Consider the following 18,769-nt stretch of genomic DNA (forward strand, 5'->3'; position numbering starts at 1 on the left):
GAAGCCATAAGAAAAAAGCTTAGAATGAACTAAGCTTTTTAAAAACGAATCGTTTCACGTGTTTTCTCATATGAAGTAACAAAGCGATTGGTTACACCAGGCTCTGCCACTTCCAATGCTTGAGAAATCTTGTCAAATGAAGCGTGATAATCAAATTCTTTTTCAAAAATATCTAAAGCTTCGTTAAATGCTTCTTGAATGCGTTCATCAAATGAGCGATAGCGGTTAGAATATTGCAAGAGTTGCTCTGTTAAGGTTGCATATTGTACAATATTATAAGTTTCCATTTCTAAAGCTTCCATATCATTCGTTGCAATTTCAAGAACTCGGGTAACAGATTCAATGTTAATCATTTTCTGTTCTAACTCAACCATTAAATCCTCGGTATTATTGCTGGCCGTAAAGAATAACTTCAAGAAAGTTTGTGGAATACCTGGCAGATTGCGTTTTTCCATGTATCGCTTGATAGTATGGAGACGATTGACATAAACATTGGCCTTTTGACGTGCATTGATATCATCTTTCTCAATTTGTGTCAGGCGCTCACTAACTGAAATTTGCTCATCTTCAATATCTTTTAGTTGAGTTTGTAAATCCTCAAGATTTTCTTCAAGAACTGAATAAGCTTGGGTTGGTTCTTCTTGATTTGAAGTTACCTCAACAATAGCTGCCTCAAAATTCTCTAATTCTGTCTGAATACGACGAACATGGCTTGCAGCTGTCTCAGGAAGTAAATAGGTCTTGTTCAAACGTGCAATATCTTCTCCCAATAAAGTATTATTCTCTTTCATATGTTGAAGGTAAGTTGGAAGAGTTACAAGTAGATTCTCCACTACTTTCTGAGCAGCAATTTCTCGAGTAAAAATATCATACAAAGCATTGATTTCCTCTTGTGCCTGTCCATTCTCATATTCGGCATTATCCAATTCCAACTGGCGAATATTCTCTTGGTTTTTCTTGAATGCTTCATAAAGCAAGTGGAAACGTGCTTCAATATCCGTTTCAACAAAATGATAATTAGCATCAATTAGTTTACGATAACCGGCTTCCAAATCCTGTAATTGATCTGGCAATTCTGTAGAAAGCGTCGTAACCAAGGCTGGAACACGATCCACAATATGACTTAAGGCCAAAATGTGATTTTCTGTATTATCCAAAATCACTGCGGCTTCCACAGGGTCACCCGATGAATTCAAGGTTACAAATTGTGAAAATTCAGATTGGATATTTTCTAATTGTTTTTCAATTTCATCCAAGGCTTGACCATACTGTTCTGAATTTTCAGCAACTCTATGCTGAAGTTCCTCAAATAAATCCAAAGCATGAAGAACACGACCACTATTTTTAGATTCTTGCTTCTCTAAGTCTGCCAAAGCATTGCGAATTTCAGCAATATCTTCTTCAATCAAAGTAATTTGACTCTCAATTTGGTCAATTTGATGACTGGCCTTGAGAAAACGAAATGAATGGTTATAGCCTTCTGCTTCAAAGAGATTATTTTCAATATCGGCAAAAGAGTTGAGAGATAAATCGACCCATTTTTGATTCCATTCACGGAAAGCCACTTGACTTTGTCCAATCAAGTGCATATTTTTTACAGCTTCTACTTCATCATTTACTGGAAGATTGTATAGTTCTTCTTTTCTTTCTTCTAGCGCCTCTAATCTCCCCTCGTTTCGCTTACGTAGAAAGATTGCCACTACATAAGCCAGAACTAAAATGACTGCAATTGCAACCATTAAATAAATTAGTTGTCCATTAGACATATCAAACTCCTTTTTTACTTGAAACAATCGTAACGATTATATCATATTTTTTAGACCAAGGGAACTACTTCTCCCTATTTTTTAGACATCAAGTGTACTATAGACAGCATTTTCTTCGATAAACTCACGACGAGGCTCTACTCGATCCCCCATCAACATATCAAAGATTTTATCTGCTTCTGCAGCATCATCTACAGAAACTCTAGCCATCAAGCGATGTTCGGGATCCATGGTTGTTTCCCACAGCTGATGATCGTCCATTTCACCTAGCCCCTTATAACGCTGAATAGTCGGTTTGGTACGACCTTCACTATAACGGGCTAAAGCTTCTTGGAGTTTGATTTCTTGATCTGCACCCGGCTGGATATATTCTTTAATCTCGCTTCCAACCTTGACACCATAGATTGGTGGTTGGGCAATATAAACATAACCAGCTTCTAGGATTGGTTTCATATAACGATAAATCAAGGTTAAAAGAAGGGTACGAATATGGGCTCCATCGACATCGGCATCGGTCATCAAAACGAGTTTTTGGTAACGGGCTTTCGAAACATCAAATTCTGCGCCAAATCCTGTTCCCATGGCTGTGAAAAGACTACGAATTTCTTCGTTAGCTAGAATCTTATCCATACTTGCTTTTTCAACGTTCAAAATCTTACCGCGAATTGGAAGGATAGCCTGAAACTCACGGTTACGACCAGATTTGGCTGATCCACCAGCTGAGTCTCCTTCGACGATGAAGAGTTCTGTTTCAGCAGGATTGTTAGAAGAACAGTCTGCTAGTTTCCCTGGAAGGTTGGAAATTTCCAAACCAGATTTTTTACGAGTGACTTCACGCGCACGCTTGGCAGCCACACGAGCCTTGGCAGCCAAAATCCCTTTTTCCACGATACGCTTGGCAATCTGTGGATTTTCCATGAGGAAATCGGAGAAGGCTTCACTGAAGAGGCGATTGGTAATCTTGACCACTTCGCTATTTCCCAATTTGGTCTTGGTTTGTCCTTCAAACTGTGGATTTGGGTGTTTAACTGAGATAACTGCAGTTAATCCTTCGCGGACATCTTCCCCAGTTAAATTATCTTCATTGTCTTTCAGTAACTTATTCTTACGAGCATAATCGTTGATAACACGTGTCAAGGCTGTACGGAAACCTTGTTCATGCGTTCCACCTTCATGGGTATGAATATTATTGGCGAAACTCATGACATTTTCATGGTAACCAGTTGTGTACTGCATGGCTACCTCAACTGTGATATCATCCATCTCACCGTCTGTATAGATTGGTGTATCAAAGATTACATCCTTGTTCTCGTTGATATATTCAACGTAACTAGCAATCCCACCTTCATAATGATAATGCTTGGTTTGTTCCAAACCTTCACGCTTATCTGTAATTGAAATTTGAAGACCGCGATTTAGAAAGGCCAACTCTTGAATCCGTTTATTTAATTTATCAAAATCAAAGATTGTTGTTTCAGTGAAGATTTTTGGGTCCGGTGTGAAGTGAACAGTTGTTCCTGTTTTATCCGTATCTCCAACTATTTCAAGATCTGCGACAACATGACCACGACGGTATTCTTGGTAATGAATCTTACCGTTTTTATGGACATGAACGTCTAATTGAGTGGAAAGGGCATTAACTACTGACGACCCCACCCCGTGAAGACCACCTGAAACCTTGTATCCACCACCGCCGAACTTTCCTCCAGCATGAAGGACTGTAAAGACGGTCTCAACAGCAGGACGGCCTGTTTTTTCCTGAATATCGACTGGGATACCACGCCCATCATCCACAACAGTAATCGAATCATCTGGCTCAATAAAAACTTGAATATGGCTGGCAAATCCTGCCAAGGCCTCGTCAATTGAGTTATCAACAATTTCCCAGACTAGATGGTGAAGACCTTCTTTTGAGGTTGATCCAATGTACATCCCTGGACGCATACGAACAGCCTCTAAGCCCTCTAAAACTTGAATTTGACTGGCATCATAATCCTGTGCCTGCAGATTTTTGATTTCTTCTGTCATCTTATTCCTTTTTCTTATATGTCTAATACTTGTCTTAAATTCACGATACTGGTAAACAAGTGGGTATCAAGTCCTGCAGCTTGACCTGCTTCGATATCAATCGGCCGATCACCAATGACAAGACCAGAGCTAATCTGATACTTTTCTCTTAAATAAAGCATGGATTCGGGATTTGGCTTTCTCTTAAAGCCTGAGCTAGAAGTCACCACTTCTGTAAAATAAGCTGCTATAGAGGTTTTTTCTAAAATTTCCAAAACCTGATCATTTCGATGAGAGACCAAAAAATGACGGCCACCTTGATTTAAAATGTCTTCCAATAGGTCAGAAACTCCTTCAAATAAAATCGGGTGTTCAAGCTCTCTGGCTTCATTTTCCTTGTACTTTTCTAAAAAATTCTCTAAATTGGGAGCGAATGTCTCAATCGCAAAAGGAGTAGAAACCTTTAAAGCTTGATAGACACTGTCATAGTCTTGTGTGATACCATACAGTGCCAATGTTTCAACAAATGCAGCTGTTGAAGTTTCATAATTATCCAGTAAAGTTCCACCTAAATCCCAGATGTAATCGTGATATTTCATACCCTTCATTATAGCATTTTTTTATGAAAAAAGCGATGATTTCCCTGAGTTTTCCACATAAAAAACGAGAGAATAACTCCCGTTTTACTGATTTTTACCAAAGACATCTCGATAGAGCATTCCTGTTCGTAAACTCTCTGCGTCCCCTCCTAGTTGCTCCACCAACTCGTAGGCAAAGGCAAGGGCTGTTGAAGGACCCCGACTGGTTGTCAACTGACCATCTACCACTACTGTTTCCTTGACGTAGTGACCATCAAGGATTTGCTCTTGAACACCGTCATAACAAGTGTATCGCTTATTTTTCAATATCTCTGCTTGATTGAGGGCAATTGGTGCCGCACAAATGGCTGCTAGTTTCTTCCCTTCTTGCTCGAAGCTTTGCAATTCTTGAATCAAGGTCTGATTATCACGTAAATGTGCAGAACCAGGCATACCTCCAGGAAGAACAATCATATCATAGTCTGATAAATCTCCATCAAAGACATGATCTGCTCTTACTTGGATTGCATGCGAACCCGTTACTTGCTCTTCAAAACCAACCATATCACATGTGATATTGGCTCGACGCAAGACATCTACAACTGTCAAGGCTTCAATTTCTTCAAAGCCCTGAGCTAACATAACTGCTACTTTTACCATGATTTTCTCCTTATTTAATTTGTTTTAATACAACCTTTTTCCGTTTGAATGGGACTTTTCCGCTCTTTTCTTCAGCTAGATTAGTCTGGTAACTCATCGATAAAAGCAAACCAACACCAATCAGATTACTGATAATAGCTGATCCCCCTTGCGAAATGAAAGGCAGTGGAATCCCGGTCAAAGGAAGCAAGCCCGTTACAGCACCGATATTTTCAAAAATGTGGAAGAGCAACATCATAATCAAACCAGTGGAAATATAGGTGTAGAACTGGTTATTTGATTTGAGAGTAATCTTCAACATACGGTAAATCAACATGAGGTAAAGGACAATAACCAGGACAGAGCCAATAAAGCCAAAATCTTCTGCAATGACCGTGAAAATCATATCTGACTCACGAACTGGAATAAGCAGATTTGAAGTATTAAAACCTTGGCCGAATAAGCCACCACTCCCAATAGCAATCTGCCCTTGAGCCTGCTGGTAAGTCGTTGTTTGGGCAAACTCAAAGGGATTGAGCCAAGCCAGAATCCGATTAATTTGGTAGGTCGGCATTCCAATCTGGTGAAGAAAAGCTCGTCCGTCCTTGCTAATAAAGATAGCTAAGAAACCAGCAACTCCTGTTACAGCAGTCACAAATACTGGGATAATAATTTTCCAAGAAACCCCTGATAATAAAACGATTCCTGAGAAAATAGCTACAAAAACCAAAGCCGTCCCCAAGTCACTTTGAAGTGCTAAAAGAACTAGGACTGGAATGGTAAAGAGAATCATCCAGAAAATTAACAAAAAGTCCAGCGGAACCGTGCGTCTCCATTCCTTATGTTTCTTTGTAAATTGGACAATAACACGAGCCAACATGAGGATATAGGATATCTTCATAAATTCTGACGGTTGGAACAAGGTGATGCCATTTACCGATACCCAGTTTTTGGCACCCGTTGATGCAACTAAGCTTGGATTATAAAAGACAATCGGCAAGATCATAAGTCCCAAGCCTAAAATATATAGAAAGGGGGTCACCTTCCAAAGAAATTCTGTATTAAAGAGCATGACCACAAAACCAATCACAAGCCCCAAGGCAATCCAGGCGACCTGCTGCCCTAAAATGGGCAGAATATTATTGGGATAATCATGACTAACGGCTATATAGATAGCCACCACACCGATGACCAGTAGAAAAAATACTGGCAAGAGCAAACTGTAATCGACTCTTGAGTCGAGAGAACGTTTCATATATACTAACCTTATACTTTCATACAATACTATTTATCAAAGTTCATTAAAAAATCTATCAATAGCCTCGTCAACTTCGGATCGAGAGATGGTTTTAACAGTCGCTTCTTTTGCTAGAGAAGTCACTATTTGCTTGCCGTATCGTTTTCCGACGATTCTTCTATCCAGAATGAGGGTTAAGGAACGTTGGTGTTCACGTCTCATACTTCTTCCCAAAGCCTGTTTTAAACGAATAATGGCCATTGGCAATTGATAATCATAAAAGGCATTTTTCCATTCTTGAATTAGTTCCTGATTGATCTTTTTCGTCAAGGGCTCTTGAGGATTTTGGAAAGGAAGTCTTGGTACAACTTGAATCACAAAAGGATGGCTTGAAAAATCAACTCCCTCCCAGAAACTTGCTGCACCAAGCAAGATTTGTTGTTCTCCTTTTTCAAAGCGTTTCTTAAGCTGATGAACATCGCCATTTTTATACTGGGCTAAATGACTTACAGGGAGTAAATTTGATACTGCTAGAAGCATGTCTTTGGCAGTAAAGAGAGCCAAAATCGGTTGTTGGAAAGCTTGAAGATCCATCAGTAAATCAGCTATCTCCTTGGCATAAACTTCTAAGGAGGTTTCTGTTACCAGGGGAAAATCTTTGACCAAGACCACTTCTTGATCCTGTTTTTTACCAGCTTCAATCTTAACAAATTTAGCTTCGGGATAGCCTAACAGGTCTGCCAAAGAAACTCTTTGACTAATCTCAAGAGTGGCCGACACTCCCAAGACTTGACATGAATCAGGCACTAAGGAAGATAGAAGAATACGGCCTGATTTCGTAGAAGAAATCTGAATTTTCTTTTGACTCGTTTCAATTGCTTCAAGCCAGTAATCTCGGTCAGCTATAAAATAGCGAACCAGCTCCTCAAAGCCTTCTACTTCTAGTTCTGAAAAATACTGGTGGAGATTGGCAAGAGAATCTAAGATATTTTTCCTAGATTTTCCAGACTGAAATTGTTCAATCAAGTAAAGGCACTCAAAGCGAATACTTTCTAGTATTCGTTGTTGGACCTTATTTTGCTCCTCCAGTAAAGCCTTATCAAGCAAATCGATAATAGACTGGATATCGTAGGTTTCTTGAAGCAGATTTTCTAGAGCCAACAAAATCTTTTGAACTTCATCAATAATCAATAAACGGTCGCTGACAAATTCAGGATTATCTTCCAGTCTGGTTACAAGATAGGCATGATTGGTCACTAAAAGCTTACAGTTTTGTGCCCTTTCTTGACTACGTTTCCAAAAATCTTCCGTTACAAATAAGCTCTGAGATGATAAATTCCCGTCATGACGAAGATCTGTTAGAAAATGTTGGTAACGGTAGAGTTGACCAATTTCATCCAAATCCCCCGTTTCTGTCTCTGTCAGCCAGACCAAGAGTTGCATTTTAAAGCGTCTAAATAAGCGATTTTCATCATTTTCCTGCAAGGAACGATAAAAGGCATCCAACTTCAAATAATTTTGAGGCCCCTTTAAAGGATGAATATCTATATGGAACACTTCCTTGAGACGTTTACCTTCTTCTTCCATGATTTGATTTTGAAGAATCTTTGTCGGAACGCTAAGGACAATCTGATGCTCTTTGGCTTGAGATAAAGCGGGTAAGAGATAGCCATAAGTTTTCCCAATCCCAGTCGGCGCTTGAATTAATGATACAGGCTCATCTTTCAATAGCAAGCCAACCTCTTTAGCAAAATTTTCTTGCTCCTCCCTCACTTCAAGATTCAACAGAGAAATATTTTTAGAAAAATCTTGAGATAGTTTTCGTGACTCCATGGGATCTGCAGTTTTCTTGAAATACAGTCCTTGAACTTGGACCAAATCTGAAGAACTCAGAATAGATTGGCTGCGATAAATTTCTTCAATAACCAGGTAGGACTCATATAGGAGGGCGTCAGCCATTTCCAGCAAGCGTTCCAAGAGTCCTTTAGGAAGTTGTGCCATCTTTTCTCGTAAAAAAAGAAGTAATTCCGCAGTAGCTTGGGCATCTGAAAGGGCTGTGTGGGCGTGCTTAAGAGGAATTCCTAATTCTCGGCACAATATCGGCAAACTATATTTTTCCAGTTCAGGGAAAAAGACCTGAGCCAATTCGACCGTATCAACACGAGGATTTCTTAGCTCATAACCTTCAAAAAATAAATTTTCCGCCAAAAGATTGGCATCAAACTGAACATTGTGGGCTACAAAAATCCCATCCTCTACCAAGTCAAAGATTTTTCTAGCAACTTGCGAAAAATCAGGTGCTTGCGCCAGACGTTGGTCTGTCAATCCTGTCAGTTCTTTGATATGAGCATCCAAGGGTTCATGTGGATTGACATCCGTCGTATAGTGATCAACGGTTTTTCCGTCCTCAATCACGACAATTCCCACTTGGATAATTTTAGCCTTACTACCTGTGCTAGTTGCCTCTAAATCCACCACAACATAGCGATTACCAATCGTTTTCATTATAAAAAATTATACCAAAAAAAGGGCCATTTGGCACCTGCAAACATGTGATTAGTTTCAAACTCAAAAAGGTTACTGGCCTGAAAAATCCCATCAAATAGAGCATCCTAGCCTGCTGATTTTTTTAAAATAGTGAAGAAATACAAAAAATTGAGAGAAGAAATTTTAAATCTTCCTTCTCTCAACGAATCATGTATTTTATTTAACCATGTCAGGATCGTAGTCATAAAATCCTGTATCAAGGAAACGGTTTTTAGGGTGAAGTTTACGCACTTCTTCATCCAGCAAGAAGGCTTGGTCATGGCTAAAGTTACCCTCTTGGATCAAGCTACGCGCTTGGATAAAGAGTTTTGCAATCTCAACAAAGTTCTGACCAGGTGTATAGAGACCTTCTAATTTCCAGTGAGTAAAGCCATGCTCCACCAATTCTGTTAATTTGGTCATCAAATCAAGGTCGTTATTGGCAAAGATATGAGTACCATGATTGTCTTCAAAAATGGAATAGTGACTCTCAGGATCACTTGGCTCAGCCAAGAAAAGGTCACGCTTGCGAGTCTTTTCATCATCGATATGTGTAAAGTTATAGTAATTTTGCAAGAGCGGACGTTTAGAATGATGGATGACACTGGCACCGTAAACCAAAACTTCAGCAGGAATTTCCAAAATCTCTGGCATTTTGAAGAGTTCAGCCGATGGAATTTCACGCGCCAAAACAGCTTCAGATGCGCCAGCCTTTTGTCCCCAGAAGTTAATCTGGCGACTGCTAGTTACCATGGTTGAAGCATCGTAGATAGTCTTAAATGAATAACCATCGCGGTTAACTACGTAAAAGACGCCTGCATCCCCAATCGTAATATAGTCTGTCTTGATTTCTTCCAAGAAGTCTAAGAAAGGCTTGATACGGTCCATCATATCTTGGTGCATGAGAGCATTGACCGCAACGATCAATTCCTTACCAGCATCATGAACCAACTTAGCGATTTCACGTAATTGGTCATAACTAAAGGTCGTTGGCAGACGAAGACCAAAATCTTTCTCACCGACATAGATACGGTCTACGCCAGCTTCGAGTAGTTGTTCAACTTGTTCAATACTTTCAGCAGTTGCTGTAATGACAATCTTTTCCATAAGAAAAATTATACCACATTTCTCCAAAATCATCCATGCTTTGAAAATGAAAAGGGACTTTATTCTTTTTGTAACCTTTCTGTAATAATTCTCTGCTGAAAAAATGATAAAATAGGTATGTACTGTTAAGGAGAGAATAATGCCCGCAAGAAAATTACAATCCTATGAGGTAGACTATCAAGAAGAATTAAACCAACAACTTCCTCATTATCAAGCTTATACACCTGAAGCACAAGCTGATAGCAATCTCAAAGAAATTTTATTTTTTGTTAATATCGCTGTTTTTTGTATCTGTATTGCTGTCTTTAGTTTTATCTTTTTAGCATTAAAATTATCAACTGCTCTTGCCTTTGCCGCAGCAATCGGATCCAGCTTACTTGTTTTAAAAGTTCAACGGTCTATTATCAAACGAAAACGTAGAAAATAAATCCAAAAGAGTCTGGGACAAAAGGATTTTGATTTTAGGAATTCTTTATTATAAGTTTTTAAAATCGATAGATTAGACAAAAAAGCGAACAAAACAGAATTCTGAGTGTCAGATAACTTGTTTTGTTCGCTTTTTATATTTAAGGTTAGACTTTTGCCCCAGACTCTTTTTATTTTTTCTTTTTCGATGGTGTGTGGATGGCAATCTTCACTTCAAAGATTGTTCCCTTGGGTTTATTATCTTTAACAGTAATGGTTCCTTTAAGCGCATCTACAATTTGCTTGGCCAGAGATAATCCTAAACCGAAACCACCTTTTTGACGAGTTCTAGCCTTGTCCACTCGATAAAAACGATCAAAAATTTTCTTTTTATCTTCTGTCGAAATACCGACTCCATTATCAGAAACCAGTAAATACAGATTACGATCGGTCGCCGAGATAAGAAAATCAATTTCACCATCCTCTTCAGTATACTTGACAGCATTATCAAATAGGATAGTCATCAACTGCTTCAAGAGAAGCTGGTCTGTGACAATCGGACGATGGATACGATTTTCAAAACGAAAGACACGATCATTTTCCGAAGCAATCATCTCATAGTTTGTGAAAGTCGTATTGAAAAAACTAGTTGGAACTTCTGCAAGCTCCGGCTTAATCCCATCATCTCTCCGAGCTAAGTTCAGCAAGTTTGTCGTCAAAAAACGCATATTTCGGACTTCTTCCAAACTCGATGCAATACTTTCGCTCACATCCATAATGGTAGCTTCTGGCTTACGGAAAAGGGTCTCTAAGCGATTTTGCAAAACTGCAAGTGGAGTCCGTAACTCATGACTGGCATTTTCCACAAAGGACTGCTGCTTCTGCATGCTCTCAAGCAGGGGTCGAACACTAACCCGAGCTAGATAAAGACTTGCAAGCAAAGACAAAATCCAGAAACTTACCATCACAACGACAATCAATTGCTCATGCTTTTGACTGGCCTGCTCCAACTGACTGGTATTTATCAAGACAGCAGCATACTTGATATTGGTTGAAACCGAACTGATATTGGTTTCCATCAAAATCATGCGATAGATTTCTTCCTGCCCATAGCTATTAAAAACCTGAATCTGGTAGATATGGCCTAGTTCTTTTTTCTCTAACCTAATCTTATCCAAGCCCAAAAATCGATTTCCAGAAAGAAGTTGAGTAAAGTCCTTATCAAAGAGAATGACTTCCGTATTGGAACTGACATTAGGTTTTATTTCTACTTTACTAGCGTCCGCCCTAGCATTTTCTAAATCTTTAATCTCTTCTGTTGCCCTATTCACTGCCAGTTGAATAACTGCTTGAGGATTTTCACTTAGTACGTGGAGCTTATCATCCACTGAAGTATAGAGACTCGAGTGCATGACCTGCAAAATAATCAGAGTCATTGTAGAGAAAATCAGAGTGAAGACACCAAAGTTGCGGATAAAATAACTAAAATCATCCGCATACCATGTTTTTTTTAGTTTACTGAACATCTTTTAAAATATACCCAACACTGCGCAAGGTTTGCAAATTCTCTGCAAAAGTGGTTCCCTTTAATTTCTTACGGACTTTTGAAACATAGACTTCGACAACTGAAATCGTTGTGTCACTATCAAATCCCCATAGACGATCAAAAATCTGCGTCTTAGGCAAAATAACATTTTGATTTTGAAGGAAATAAACCAATAAATCAAACTCTTTCCCCAGCAATTCGACTGGAGTATCTTCAACCTTAACGGTATTTGTTGATAAATTGATGAGAATATCTCCATAAGATAGCGTATTTTCATTAAACTTGCCTGAACGTTTGAGAAGGGCCTGAATCCGCATTTTGAGTTCTTCTAAGTAGAAAGGTTTGGTCAGATAATCATCTGCTCCCAGTTCAAATCCATGTCCCTTGTCATCCAAACTTTCCTTGGCAGTCATGATCAGAACTGGAGTCGTAATCCCCTTTTCACGCAATTCTTTCAAGACTTGGAAGCCATTTTTTTCTGGCAACATCAAATCCAGCAAAATCAAGTCATAGACACCACTTTCAGCTTCGTAGAGACCTTCTTCTCCATCAAATACCTGCATGACATCCGCAAAATCGTCTAAAAAGTCAAATACTGAATTTGACAGACCTAGGTCATCCTCAACCAATAAGATTTTTATCATGAGAAACTCCTCCTTATTAAAACCATTATACCAAATTTGCCTTAAAAAAAACTCAACTCTCTGCATTTTACATGAGATAGCTGAGTTTTCTTTTATTTAGTCTTAATTATTTAGTTCCGTATTGAAGAACGACTGCTTCCACTGCAGCTTTTTCACGGTTAATCAAGTCAACACGCGCTGCAATTTCCTTGATTCCCATACCGATGTTACGGCTAAGAGCAAGGTCAGAAAGTTGCGGTTCAAAGAATTCCTTGTACTCTGCCAAGCGTTGCTGAGTCTTAAATACATGAGCAGGAAGGATAACAAAGCTATCAAAGCTCATATCTCCACCAAGGGCTGCCTTAATCCAAGCCCAGTTTTCACGCGCCCAAGACCAAGCTGTTTTCTGAGTTGCTTGATGGCTTAAGAACTGGAAGTACCAAGCAGACAAGTCCTGTGGTTTGACCACAAATTTGTCCTTCCAAGCAGCAATCAAGGTTTGGATGTTATCCGCATCTGTACTGTATGCAAGAGCGGCTGCCAACTGACGTTTAAAGACAGCATCTGTTGCATGAGTATAAGTATCAAGATAAAGTGCTAACAAGTCTTTAGTCTCATGATGTTTCATCTCATTAATCAGAACTTGTGAGCGAATAGCTGCTGGGAGTCCTGCAAGATTCTCCTTGTGTGTTGCAAAGATTTGGCTAGCGACTTGACTAGCTTCTGCATCATTTGAGCGAATCATCATCGAAACAGCCAGCTGACGAACCAATTCATCCTCATCTGATTCTCCGTCTTTAGCTTCAAAACCAAGACGGTCATAGTTATGACGAGCCAATTTAGCAACCAGTCCTTTGAATGCTGTTTCAGCATCCGTTCCTTCATCAATAAAGCGCTCAAGGGCTGAAATCACTTGAGAAACAGCTGAAACGACAAGGTAAGATTCTTCTTTAGCAAGTTTATTAAGGACTGGGAGCAAGTCAGCATAAGAAATGTGCCCTGCTTCAGCAAGCAAGCGACGTTCTTGAACAATTTGCAGTTTGCTTGTGTTATCAAGTGTCTCTAGCTCAGCAAAAACAGCTTCTAACAAGTCTCTTTGATAGTCGGTAATATAGTGGGCAGTATTTTCAGTGTTGAGACGAAGAGCTCCTTCATTCTCAGCAAGAAGAGCTGCATAGCCAGGGATTTCGATACTTTCAGTTTCGAGTGTATCAGGCAAGCCTTTCCAGTTGCTATTGAGGGGCACCACCCAGAGACGGTTCTTGTCTTCGTTCTCACCGATGAAGAATTGTTTTTGTGAAATCTTCAAGACATCATTTTCAACTTTGACAGTAAGAACTGGGTAACCAGGCTGTTCCAACCAAGAATCCATGAAGGCTGCGACATCACGGCCAGATGCTTGACCAAGAGCATCCCAAAGGTCACGACCAATTGTATTGCTGTACTGATGTTTTTCAAAGTAGGCATGCAAACCTTTGGCAAAATCGGCATCACCTAGCCAACGACGAAGCATGTGCATGAGACGGCTTCCTTTGGCATAGACGATAGCGCCATCAAAGAGCGTATTGATTTCATCTGGGTGTTTGACTTCGACGTGAACAGACTGAACACCATCAGTCGCATCGCGTTCAAGAGCGTGAGGTACTCCACCTGTTTGGAAATCTTCAAAGATATTCCAGCTTGGCTCAATGGCATCCACACAGACATATTCCATCATGTTAGCAAAGCTTTCATTGAGCCAAAGGTCATCCCACCATTTCATAGTTACGAGGTTACCAAACCATTGGTGAGCCAATTCATGGGCCACAACAAGGGCAACTTGTTGACGACTGGCAAATGTAGAGTTTTCATCTACAATTAAGCAAACTTCACGGTAGGTCACAAGACCCCAGTTTTCCATAGCTCCAGCTGAGAAGTCAGGAAGGGCGATATGGAGAGATTGAGGGATTGGATACTTGACTCCGTAGTAATCTTCGTAAAACTCGATAGAGCGAACGGCAATGTCCAAAGAGAAATCAAGGTTAGAAAGTGGATGTGCTTTGGTAGAGTATACACCAACGAGGGTACCATTCTTAGTTTTAGCGGTCACCCCTTGCAAATCACCAGCAACAAAGGCCAACAAGTAAGAAGACATGCGAGGTGTTGTCTCAAACTTCCAGATACCTGTTTCCTTACGGTTTTCAACATCGATTTCTGGCATGTTTGACAAAGCCAATTCACCTTCTGCTTGGTCAAAGCAAAGAGAGAGGTCAAAAGTTGCTTTGGATTCAGGCTCATCCACACATGGGAAAGCTTCGCGCGCAAAATGGCTCTCGAACTGAGTAGACAAGACCTCCTTCTTGACTCCATCAACTGTATAATAAGAAGGGTAAATCCCTGTCATGTTGTCTGTAATTTTACCAGAAAAGGCAAGAACCAATTCAACTTGACCAGCCTCAGCCAATTCGATATGAAGGGCTTCATTGTCATGGTCAACTGTAAATGGACGAGCTTGACCTGCAACTTCTACAGAAGCGATTTCCAAGTCTTTTTGGTGAAGGGAAATACGGTCACTCTGTGCTTGACCAGTGACGGCCACTTTCCCAGAAAAAGTCTTGGTCTCACGACTCAAATCTAAAAATAAATCATAATGTTCAGGAACAAATTGCTTAATAAAATGTTCAACTGCTTGCATAGTTTTCTCCTATTCTAAGTTTAAGAGCTGCTGCTCTTCTTCAAACAAACTTATTATATCATATTTTGCTTGAGAAAAAAGGATTGGACAGCGATTTCCAAAACTTTCTTCCTTCTAGCAGTCTACAGGGGGTAGACCTTGCGAAATTCTTCTAAAACAACCTTGCTTTCAGGTGTAAAAGTCAGCCCTACTTCACCCAAACAGTCTGTGAAAAAGTCCTCATGAACCTGGCGCCAATAGGCAAGTGATTTGTCTCCCTCACCTTCCTTAAAGGCATGTTGCGCAGAAACTTGATTGAAGAGTTCAACAGAAACCTTTGTAATTTCGACAATGCAGACAGACTGATTTTGACTATCTAAAATGATATCGAAGGTCCCTACTTGGGGAAGTGGTTCGTCTTCTAGTACATAGAGGTCATAGGCTGATGCTGTTGCTGTCTTTTCTCCTTTAAACACCAAATCCGCTAAAAGGTCTGGTTCAACTCCAAAAGCCCAAGCATCGATTTCATCTCCGATCAAAGGATTGATTTGCTTGTATTTATTCCACATTTCTTGCGGTATCATGGGTACTCCTTTGTAATTTTTTACTTTCTTCTTTTATGTGTTTAAGATGATCTGGATGGTCAATCTCTAAATCAAAAATCTCTGGAATAGAACTGTAGTGGATAATGCACTTGATACTCAACTGATTCATTTTTTGTATGAAAGAAGTATTCAGATAGCCTGCTACAGCAAAATCAATCTTTTTCATCCTTGCTTTATCCTGCATCTGTCTCAACATATCTAACATTATTGGACTTTCCATATCATGCCATTGACTGTTTCTCACAGTCGCAAAAACAAAAGAAGTCAAATCATTCATTCCAACTACAATCTTTGAAATACCAGCTTCCAGTATCCTGTCCAAGTCAAAATACGCTGACGGTAATTCAATCATTATGCCAATTTTTCCAGTAAAACCATGCTGACGCAGTACTGTAATAGCTTGCTTTAACTGCTCAGCATCATTGACAAAAGGAAAGATAAGAGATAGATTGGGATTGTTTTGATAAACTTCTGTAACGACATGTGCTTCAGCCTGAAATTCATCCGGACACGCCAGCAAACGCCTCGTTCCTCTATAACCAAACAAGGGATGATTTTCATCAAAATACTCTTTAGTCCCCTTTAGACAATTAGCTTCTGTATTCGTTAATTCAGTAAAACGATACCAGACTTCTTCATCTGAGTACAGGGAGCAGATAATCGCTAGATAAATCTTTTACAAATTGCTGACAACTAGGTAACAGTATGTTTTTGTTGAGCTCTCTCAACAAGTATTCCCCACGAATCATGCCGACGTGGTGAAATAATTAGGGGTAAACTTTTTCAATAATTTTTTCGCCACTAAGGGCAAGTTGATTTTTCATAGCCATTCACCTCGTCTTAAAAGATACAACATCATATATAATTATATCAAAATTTCCTCTAGTTCAAAAGCTTCATAAGGTTCAGCTAACTCATATCCTAAAAATTCTGCTACTTTTTTGGAAGCCTCATTATGAGCATCCCAAAGTGGAAACATATCCCTATTTAAACTCTCTAGAATCATTGCAGCACCAAGCTTTTTAGCAAATCCATTTCCTTGTTCGTTTGGTCTAGTTGCAACTTCCACTTCAACTGCTTCACGGTAAACTAACCCTGAGGAAATTCCAGCAATCAGTTCATTATTTTTAAGAATCACAAAGCCAAATCCACCTTTTAAAACAAAATCCTGATAGGACTCAAAATCCCCCTGTAAATCCTGTGACCATTCTTCCGTAGAAAAGCAGTTATAAATATGATTATCAATAGGCACAATATTGTAACCTTCCTCTAAATGAGTAACTAGATTATTTAAAAATTCAACTTGAAAATTTGCCTTATCTTTAAAAGAATAGCGAGTAAAAGAATTTAGCCCCACTTTTCGATGCAGAAAATCTTGCCAATTAGTATTTTCTGAAATAATAATCTTATAATCTAAACCATATTTTCTAACAAAATCTTCCCAAAATCTGGAATCCAACTCCCCTGCTAGGTATAGAAAATTCCCAACATCATAAAAGCTTGTTGTCCTATCATTGTTTCGGTAGACAGTTCCAATTTGAGATTTAAGACCATAGAGAACCATATTTTTCTTCCATGTTTTAAATAGTTCCATTATCCTCCTACTTCACCTTCCAATTCATGTAAGAAGTCTTGTCCAGTTCTGGAAGTCCTAATAATTCAGACTTAACCTTCAAGACTAATGGCGATACATTTTCTTCTGTAATCTCTTGAATATCCATCCAAATATATCCAAGTGAATCATTCGCACCATCAGACACAGCTTCCGAAGTCGTAACTTGAGGTGCACTCTCATTCATTTCTACATCATACAAGGCCATGACATGGTGAACCATAAAATTTGTTAACTCTTCTCTGACGAAAACATCGTAGATTCGAGGATTAGAGTAGCTTCTAACAGTAAATCCCGTCTCTTCCATAACTTCTCTAGTCAGCGTTTCCGTCAGTCCTTCACCAAGTTGCTGACTGCCTCCAGGTAGATCATACCGATTTTGATAAGGGCCTCTCGTTTTTTCAATGCAGAGTAACTTCCCATTTTCTAAGCAAACAGCGTAGACTCCAAAGTGTCTTTTGACTTCCATCAGATCCTCCTACTTCAAAGACCAGCCGCCATCTATTGTCAAGATTTGTCCTTGCATGGCGCTTGCTTTTCCACTAGCTAAGCAAAGGCTAAGCTCTGCTATTTCCTCTGGTTCAATCCAGCGCTTGATTGGTGTTTCACTAGCCACCCAGTCAGCTAAGCCTCCTGGCTCAAAATCCGCAGCGGTCATAGCCGTCTTGACTGCTCCTGGAGCGATACCAAAGACCTGAATCCCAGCTTCTGCATAATCTAGAGCCAACTGCTTGGTAAATCCAGCCAAGGCATGCTTAGAGGAAGTATAGGCGTGACCACCTCCACCTGCTAGGCTAGAAGCAATGGAGCACATATTGATAATGATTCCTTTTTTATTCTCTAGCATTTGTGTCAAATAATACCGAGTCAACTCTACTGGAGTAACGTAGTTGATTTCAAAAATCTCCTGAATTTCCTGCACTGATTGTTCCAACAGTGGTTTGTAATCATCCAAAACTCCAGCAGTATTGCACAAAACCTCAACCTGAGGACACCAGTCAAAAATAGGTTCCAAGTCCAAGGTCAAATCTCTCTGTAAAAAGTGAAAATCACCCTCTAAGAGTAGATTTTCACCTTGGTCAACTCCATAAACTTGATAGCCCTTCTCTAAAAAGAGTCGAGCCTGAGCCAGACCAATCCCTGAACTTACTCCCGTAATCAATACGCGTCTAGTCATGTACTTCTACCCAATCCGTCGCCAAAACATCACAAGGTGTCGGACTCCACATGGAAAAACCTTCTCCTTCGCCAGAAACGTTGATTAGGAAGTAGGGCGTCACTTCAAGTGCAACCCCATTTTGCTCGATAGTGTCAAAAAGTTGGACATAGTTTTCAGCACCTCCCCAACCAGTTCGTACATATTTTTTCTTAGCCTTTAACCCAGGCAGGATTTCTTCAAAAGTCATGTTATTCTCCTTTAAAATCAATAATTCTTCCCTTCATTATAACAAAAAAACCGCTTTGC

At 39.6% G+C, this 18,769-nt stretch carries 16 protein-coding genes and 1 pseudogene; 1 reads left to right on the top strand and 16 read right to left on the bottom strand.

What is annotated here, in order from left to right:
- Positions 1–38: 38 nt before the first annotated feature.
- The 7 genes from ezrA to QMQ21_RS09050 form a co-directional block, all read right to left on the bottom strand.
- The gene (gene ezrA, locus QMQ21_RS09020; RefSeq protein ID WP_138701837.1) at positions 39–1,766 is read right to left on the bottom strand and encodes a septation ring formation regulator EzrA; all 1,728 of its coding nucleotides are present in this window, start codon (positions 1,764–1,766) and stop codon (positions 39–41) included.
- Positions 1,767–1,847: 81 nt separating this feature from the next.
- Positions 1,848–3,794 (bottom strand): DNA topoisomerase (ATP-hydrolyzing) subunit B, encoded by a 1,947-nt coding sequence (gene gyrB, locus QMQ21_RS09025; protein ID WP_000134037.1) that lies wholly within the window; start codon positions 3,792–3,794, stop codon positions 1,848–1,850.
- Between the two features lie 14 nt (positions 3,795–3,808).
- Positions 3,809–4,372, bottom strand: coding sequence for an HAD family hydrolase (locus QMQ21_RS09030; protein ID WP_162498517.1), 564 nt, complete (start codon positions 4,370–4,372; stop codon positions 3,809–3,811).
- Between the two features lie 84 nt (positions 4,373–4,456).
- Positions 4,457–5,011, bottom strand: coding sequence for a DJ-1 family glyoxalase III (locus QMQ21_RS09035; protein WP_000241398.1), 555 nt, complete (start codon positions 5,009–5,011; stop codon positions 4,457–4,459).
- A gap of 10 nt (positions 5,012–5,021) precedes the next feature.
- Complete coding sequence (locus QMQ21_RS09040; protein ID WP_138707435.1) at positions 5,022–6,245, bottom strand: FtsW/RodA/SpoVE family cell cycle protein; 1,224 nt, start codon at positions 6,243–6,245, stop codon at positions 5,022–5,024.
- Between the two features lie 36 nt (positions 6,246–6,281).
- Positions 6,282–8,732, bottom strand: coding sequence for a bifunctional DnaQ family exonuclease/ATP-dependent helicase (locus QMQ21_RS09045; protein ID WP_261814307.1), 2,451 nt, complete (start codon positions 8,730–8,732; stop codon positions 6,282–6,284).
- 198 nt (positions 8,733–8,930) lie between these two features.
- Positions 8,931–9,860 carry a peptidase U32 family protein gene (locus tag QMQ21_RS09050; protein WP_031233507.1) on the bottom strand — a complete coding sequence of 310 codons (930 nt, stop codon included), beginning with the start codon at positions 9,858–9,860 and terminating at the stop codon, positions 8,931–8,933.
- A gap of 139 nt (positions 9,861–9,999) precedes the next feature.
- Here QMQ21_RS09050 and QMQ21_RS09055 point away from each other — a divergent pair, with 139 nt between their 5' ends.
- Positions 10,000–10,287, top strand: a complete 288-nt coding sequence (locus QMQ21_RS09055) for a DUF3270 domain-containing protein (protein ID WP_261814308.1) — start codon at positions 10,000–10,002, stop codon at positions 10,285–10,287.
- Between the two features lie 169 nt (positions 10,288–10,456).
- On the opposite strand, the gene ciaH is transcribed toward QMQ21_RS09055, so the two are convergent.
- The 9 genes and pseudogenes from ciaH to QMQ21_RS09100 all read right to left on the bottom strand — a co-directional run bounded on the left by ciaH (position 10,457) and on the right by QMQ21_RS09100 (position 18,710).
- Positions 10,457–11,791, bottom strand: coding sequence for a two-component system sensor histidine kinase CiaH (gene ciaH, locus QMQ21_RS09060; protein ID WP_000491804.1), 1,335 nt, complete (start codon positions 11,789–11,791; stop codon positions 10,457–10,459).
- A complete protein-coding gene (gene ciaR, locus QMQ21_RS09065; protein ID WP_000590627.1) occupies positions 11,781–12,455 on the bottom strand; it encodes a two-component system response regulator CiaR in 675 nt (224 codons plus the stop codon). The genes ciaH and ciaR overlap by 11 nt, the downstream gene beginning before the upstream one ends.
- 106 nt (positions 12,456–12,561) lie before the next feature.
- Positions 12,562–15,108, bottom strand: coding sequence for a M1 family metallopeptidase (locus tag QMQ21_RS09070; RefSeq protein ID WP_261814310.1), 2,547 nt, complete (start codon positions 15,106–15,108; stop codon positions 12,562–12,564).
- Between the two features lie 122 nt (positions 15,109–15,230).
- The gene (locus QMQ21_RS09075) at positions 15,231–15,671 is read right to left on the bottom strand and encodes an ASCH domain-containing protein (RefSeq protein ID WP_001813094.1); all 441 of its coding nucleotides are present in this window, start codon (positions 15,669–15,671) and stop codon (positions 15,231–15,233) included.
- Positions 15,646–16,516: pseudogene (locus tag QMQ21_RS09080) on the bottom strand (putative PEP-binding protein). The gene QMQ21_RS09075 and the pseudogene QMQ21_RS09080 overlap by 26 nt, the downstream one beginning before the upstream one ends.
- Positions 16,517–16,557: 41 nt before the next feature.
- Entirely contained in the window at positions 16,558–17,286 is a 729-nt protein-coding gene (locus QMQ21_RS09085; RefSeq protein ID WP_023935842.1) for a GNAT family N-acetyltransferase, read from the bottom strand.
- Positions 17,287–17,293: 7 nt separating this feature from the next.
- Positions 17,294–17,773 (bottom strand): NUDIX hydrolase, encoded by a 480-nt coding sequence (locus QMQ21_RS09090; protein ID WP_000453250.1) that lies wholly within the window; start codon positions 17,771–17,773, stop codon positions 17,294–17,296.
- A 9-nt stretch (positions 17,774–17,782) separates the two neighbouring features.
- Complete coding sequence (locus QMQ21_RS09095; RefSeq protein WP_000198454.1) at positions 17,783–18,481, bottom strand: 3-oxoacyl-ACP reductase; 699 nt, start codon at positions 18,479–18,481, stop codon at positions 17,783–17,785.
- A complete protein-coding gene (locus tag QMQ21_RS09100; protein WP_000141913.1) occupies positions 18,474–18,710 on the bottom strand; it encodes a DUF2829 domain-containing protein in 237 nt (78 codons plus the stop codon). The genes QMQ21_RS09095 and QMQ21_RS09100 overlap by 8 nt, the downstream gene beginning before the upstream one ends.
- Between the last annotated feature and the right edge of the window lie 59 nt (positions 18,711–18,769).

Source organism: Streptococcus bouchesdurhonensis, from assembly GCF_948472335.1.

Excerpts from the sequence above, each read along its gene's own strand:
- ezrA (WP_138701837.1), bottom strand. The coding sequence starts at position 1,766 with ATGTCTAATGGACAACTAATTTATTTAATGGTTGCAATTGCAGTCATT.
- gyrB (WP_000134037.1), bottom strand. The coding sequence starts at position 3,794 with ATGACAGAAGAAATCAAAAATCTGCAGGCACAGGATTATGATGCCAGT.
- QMQ21_RS09030 (WP_162498517.1), bottom strand. The coding sequence starts at position 4,372 with ATGAAATATCACGATTACATCTGGGATTTAGGTGGAACTTTACTGGAT.
- QMQ21_RS09035 (WP_000241398.1), bottom strand. The coding sequence starts at position 5,011 with ATGGTAAAAGTAGCAGTTATGTTAGCTCAGGGCTTTGAAGAAATTGAA.
- QMQ21_RS09040 (WP_138707435.1), bottom strand. The coding sequence starts at position 6,245 with ATGAAACGTTCTCTCGACTCAAGAGTCGATTACAGTTTGCTCTTGCCA.
- QMQ21_RS09045 (WP_261814307.1), bottom strand. The coding sequence starts at position 8,732 with ATGAAAACGATTGGTAATCGCTATGTTGTGGTGGATTTAGAGGCAACT.
- QMQ21_RS09050 (WP_031233507.1), bottom strand. The coding sequence starts at position 9,860 with ATGGAAAAGATTGTCATTACAGCAACTGCTGAAAGTATTGAACAAGTT.
- QMQ21_RS09055 (WP_261814308.1), top strand. The coding sequence starts at position 10,000 with ATGCCCGCAAGAAAATTACAATCCTATGAGGTAGACTATCAAGAAGAA.
- ciaH (WP_000491804.1), bottom strand. The coding sequence starts at position 11,791 with ATGTTCAGTAAACTAAAAAAAACATGGTATGCGGATGATTTTAGTTAT.
- ciaR (WP_000590627.1), bottom strand. The coding sequence starts at position 12,455 with ATGATAAAAATCTTATTGGTTGAGGATGACCTAGGTCTGTCAAATTCA.
- QMQ21_RS09070 (WP_261814310.1), bottom strand. The coding sequence starts at position 15,108 with ATGCAAGCAGTTGAACATTTTATTAAGCAATTTGTTCCTGAACATTAT.
- QMQ21_RS09075 (WP_001813094.1), bottom strand. The coding sequence starts at position 15,671 with ATGATACCGCAAGAAATGTGGAATAAATACAAGCAAATCAATCCTTTG.
- QMQ21_RS09085 (WP_023935842.1), bottom strand. The coding sequence starts at position 17,286 with ATGGAACTATTTAAAACATGGAAGAAAAATATGGTTCTCTATGGTCTT.
- QMQ21_RS09090 (WP_000453250.1), bottom strand. The coding sequence starts at position 17,773 with ATGGAAGTCAAAAGACACTTTGGAGTCTACGCTGTTTGCTTAGAAAAT.
- QMQ21_RS09095 (WP_000198454.1), bottom strand. The coding sequence starts at position 18,481 with ATGACTAGACGCGTATTGATTACGGGAGTAAGTTCAGGGATTGGTCTG.
- QMQ21_RS09100 (WP_000141913.1), bottom strand. The coding sequence starts at position 18,710 with ATGACTTTTGAAGAAATCCTGCCTGGGTTAAAGGCTAAGAAAAAATAT.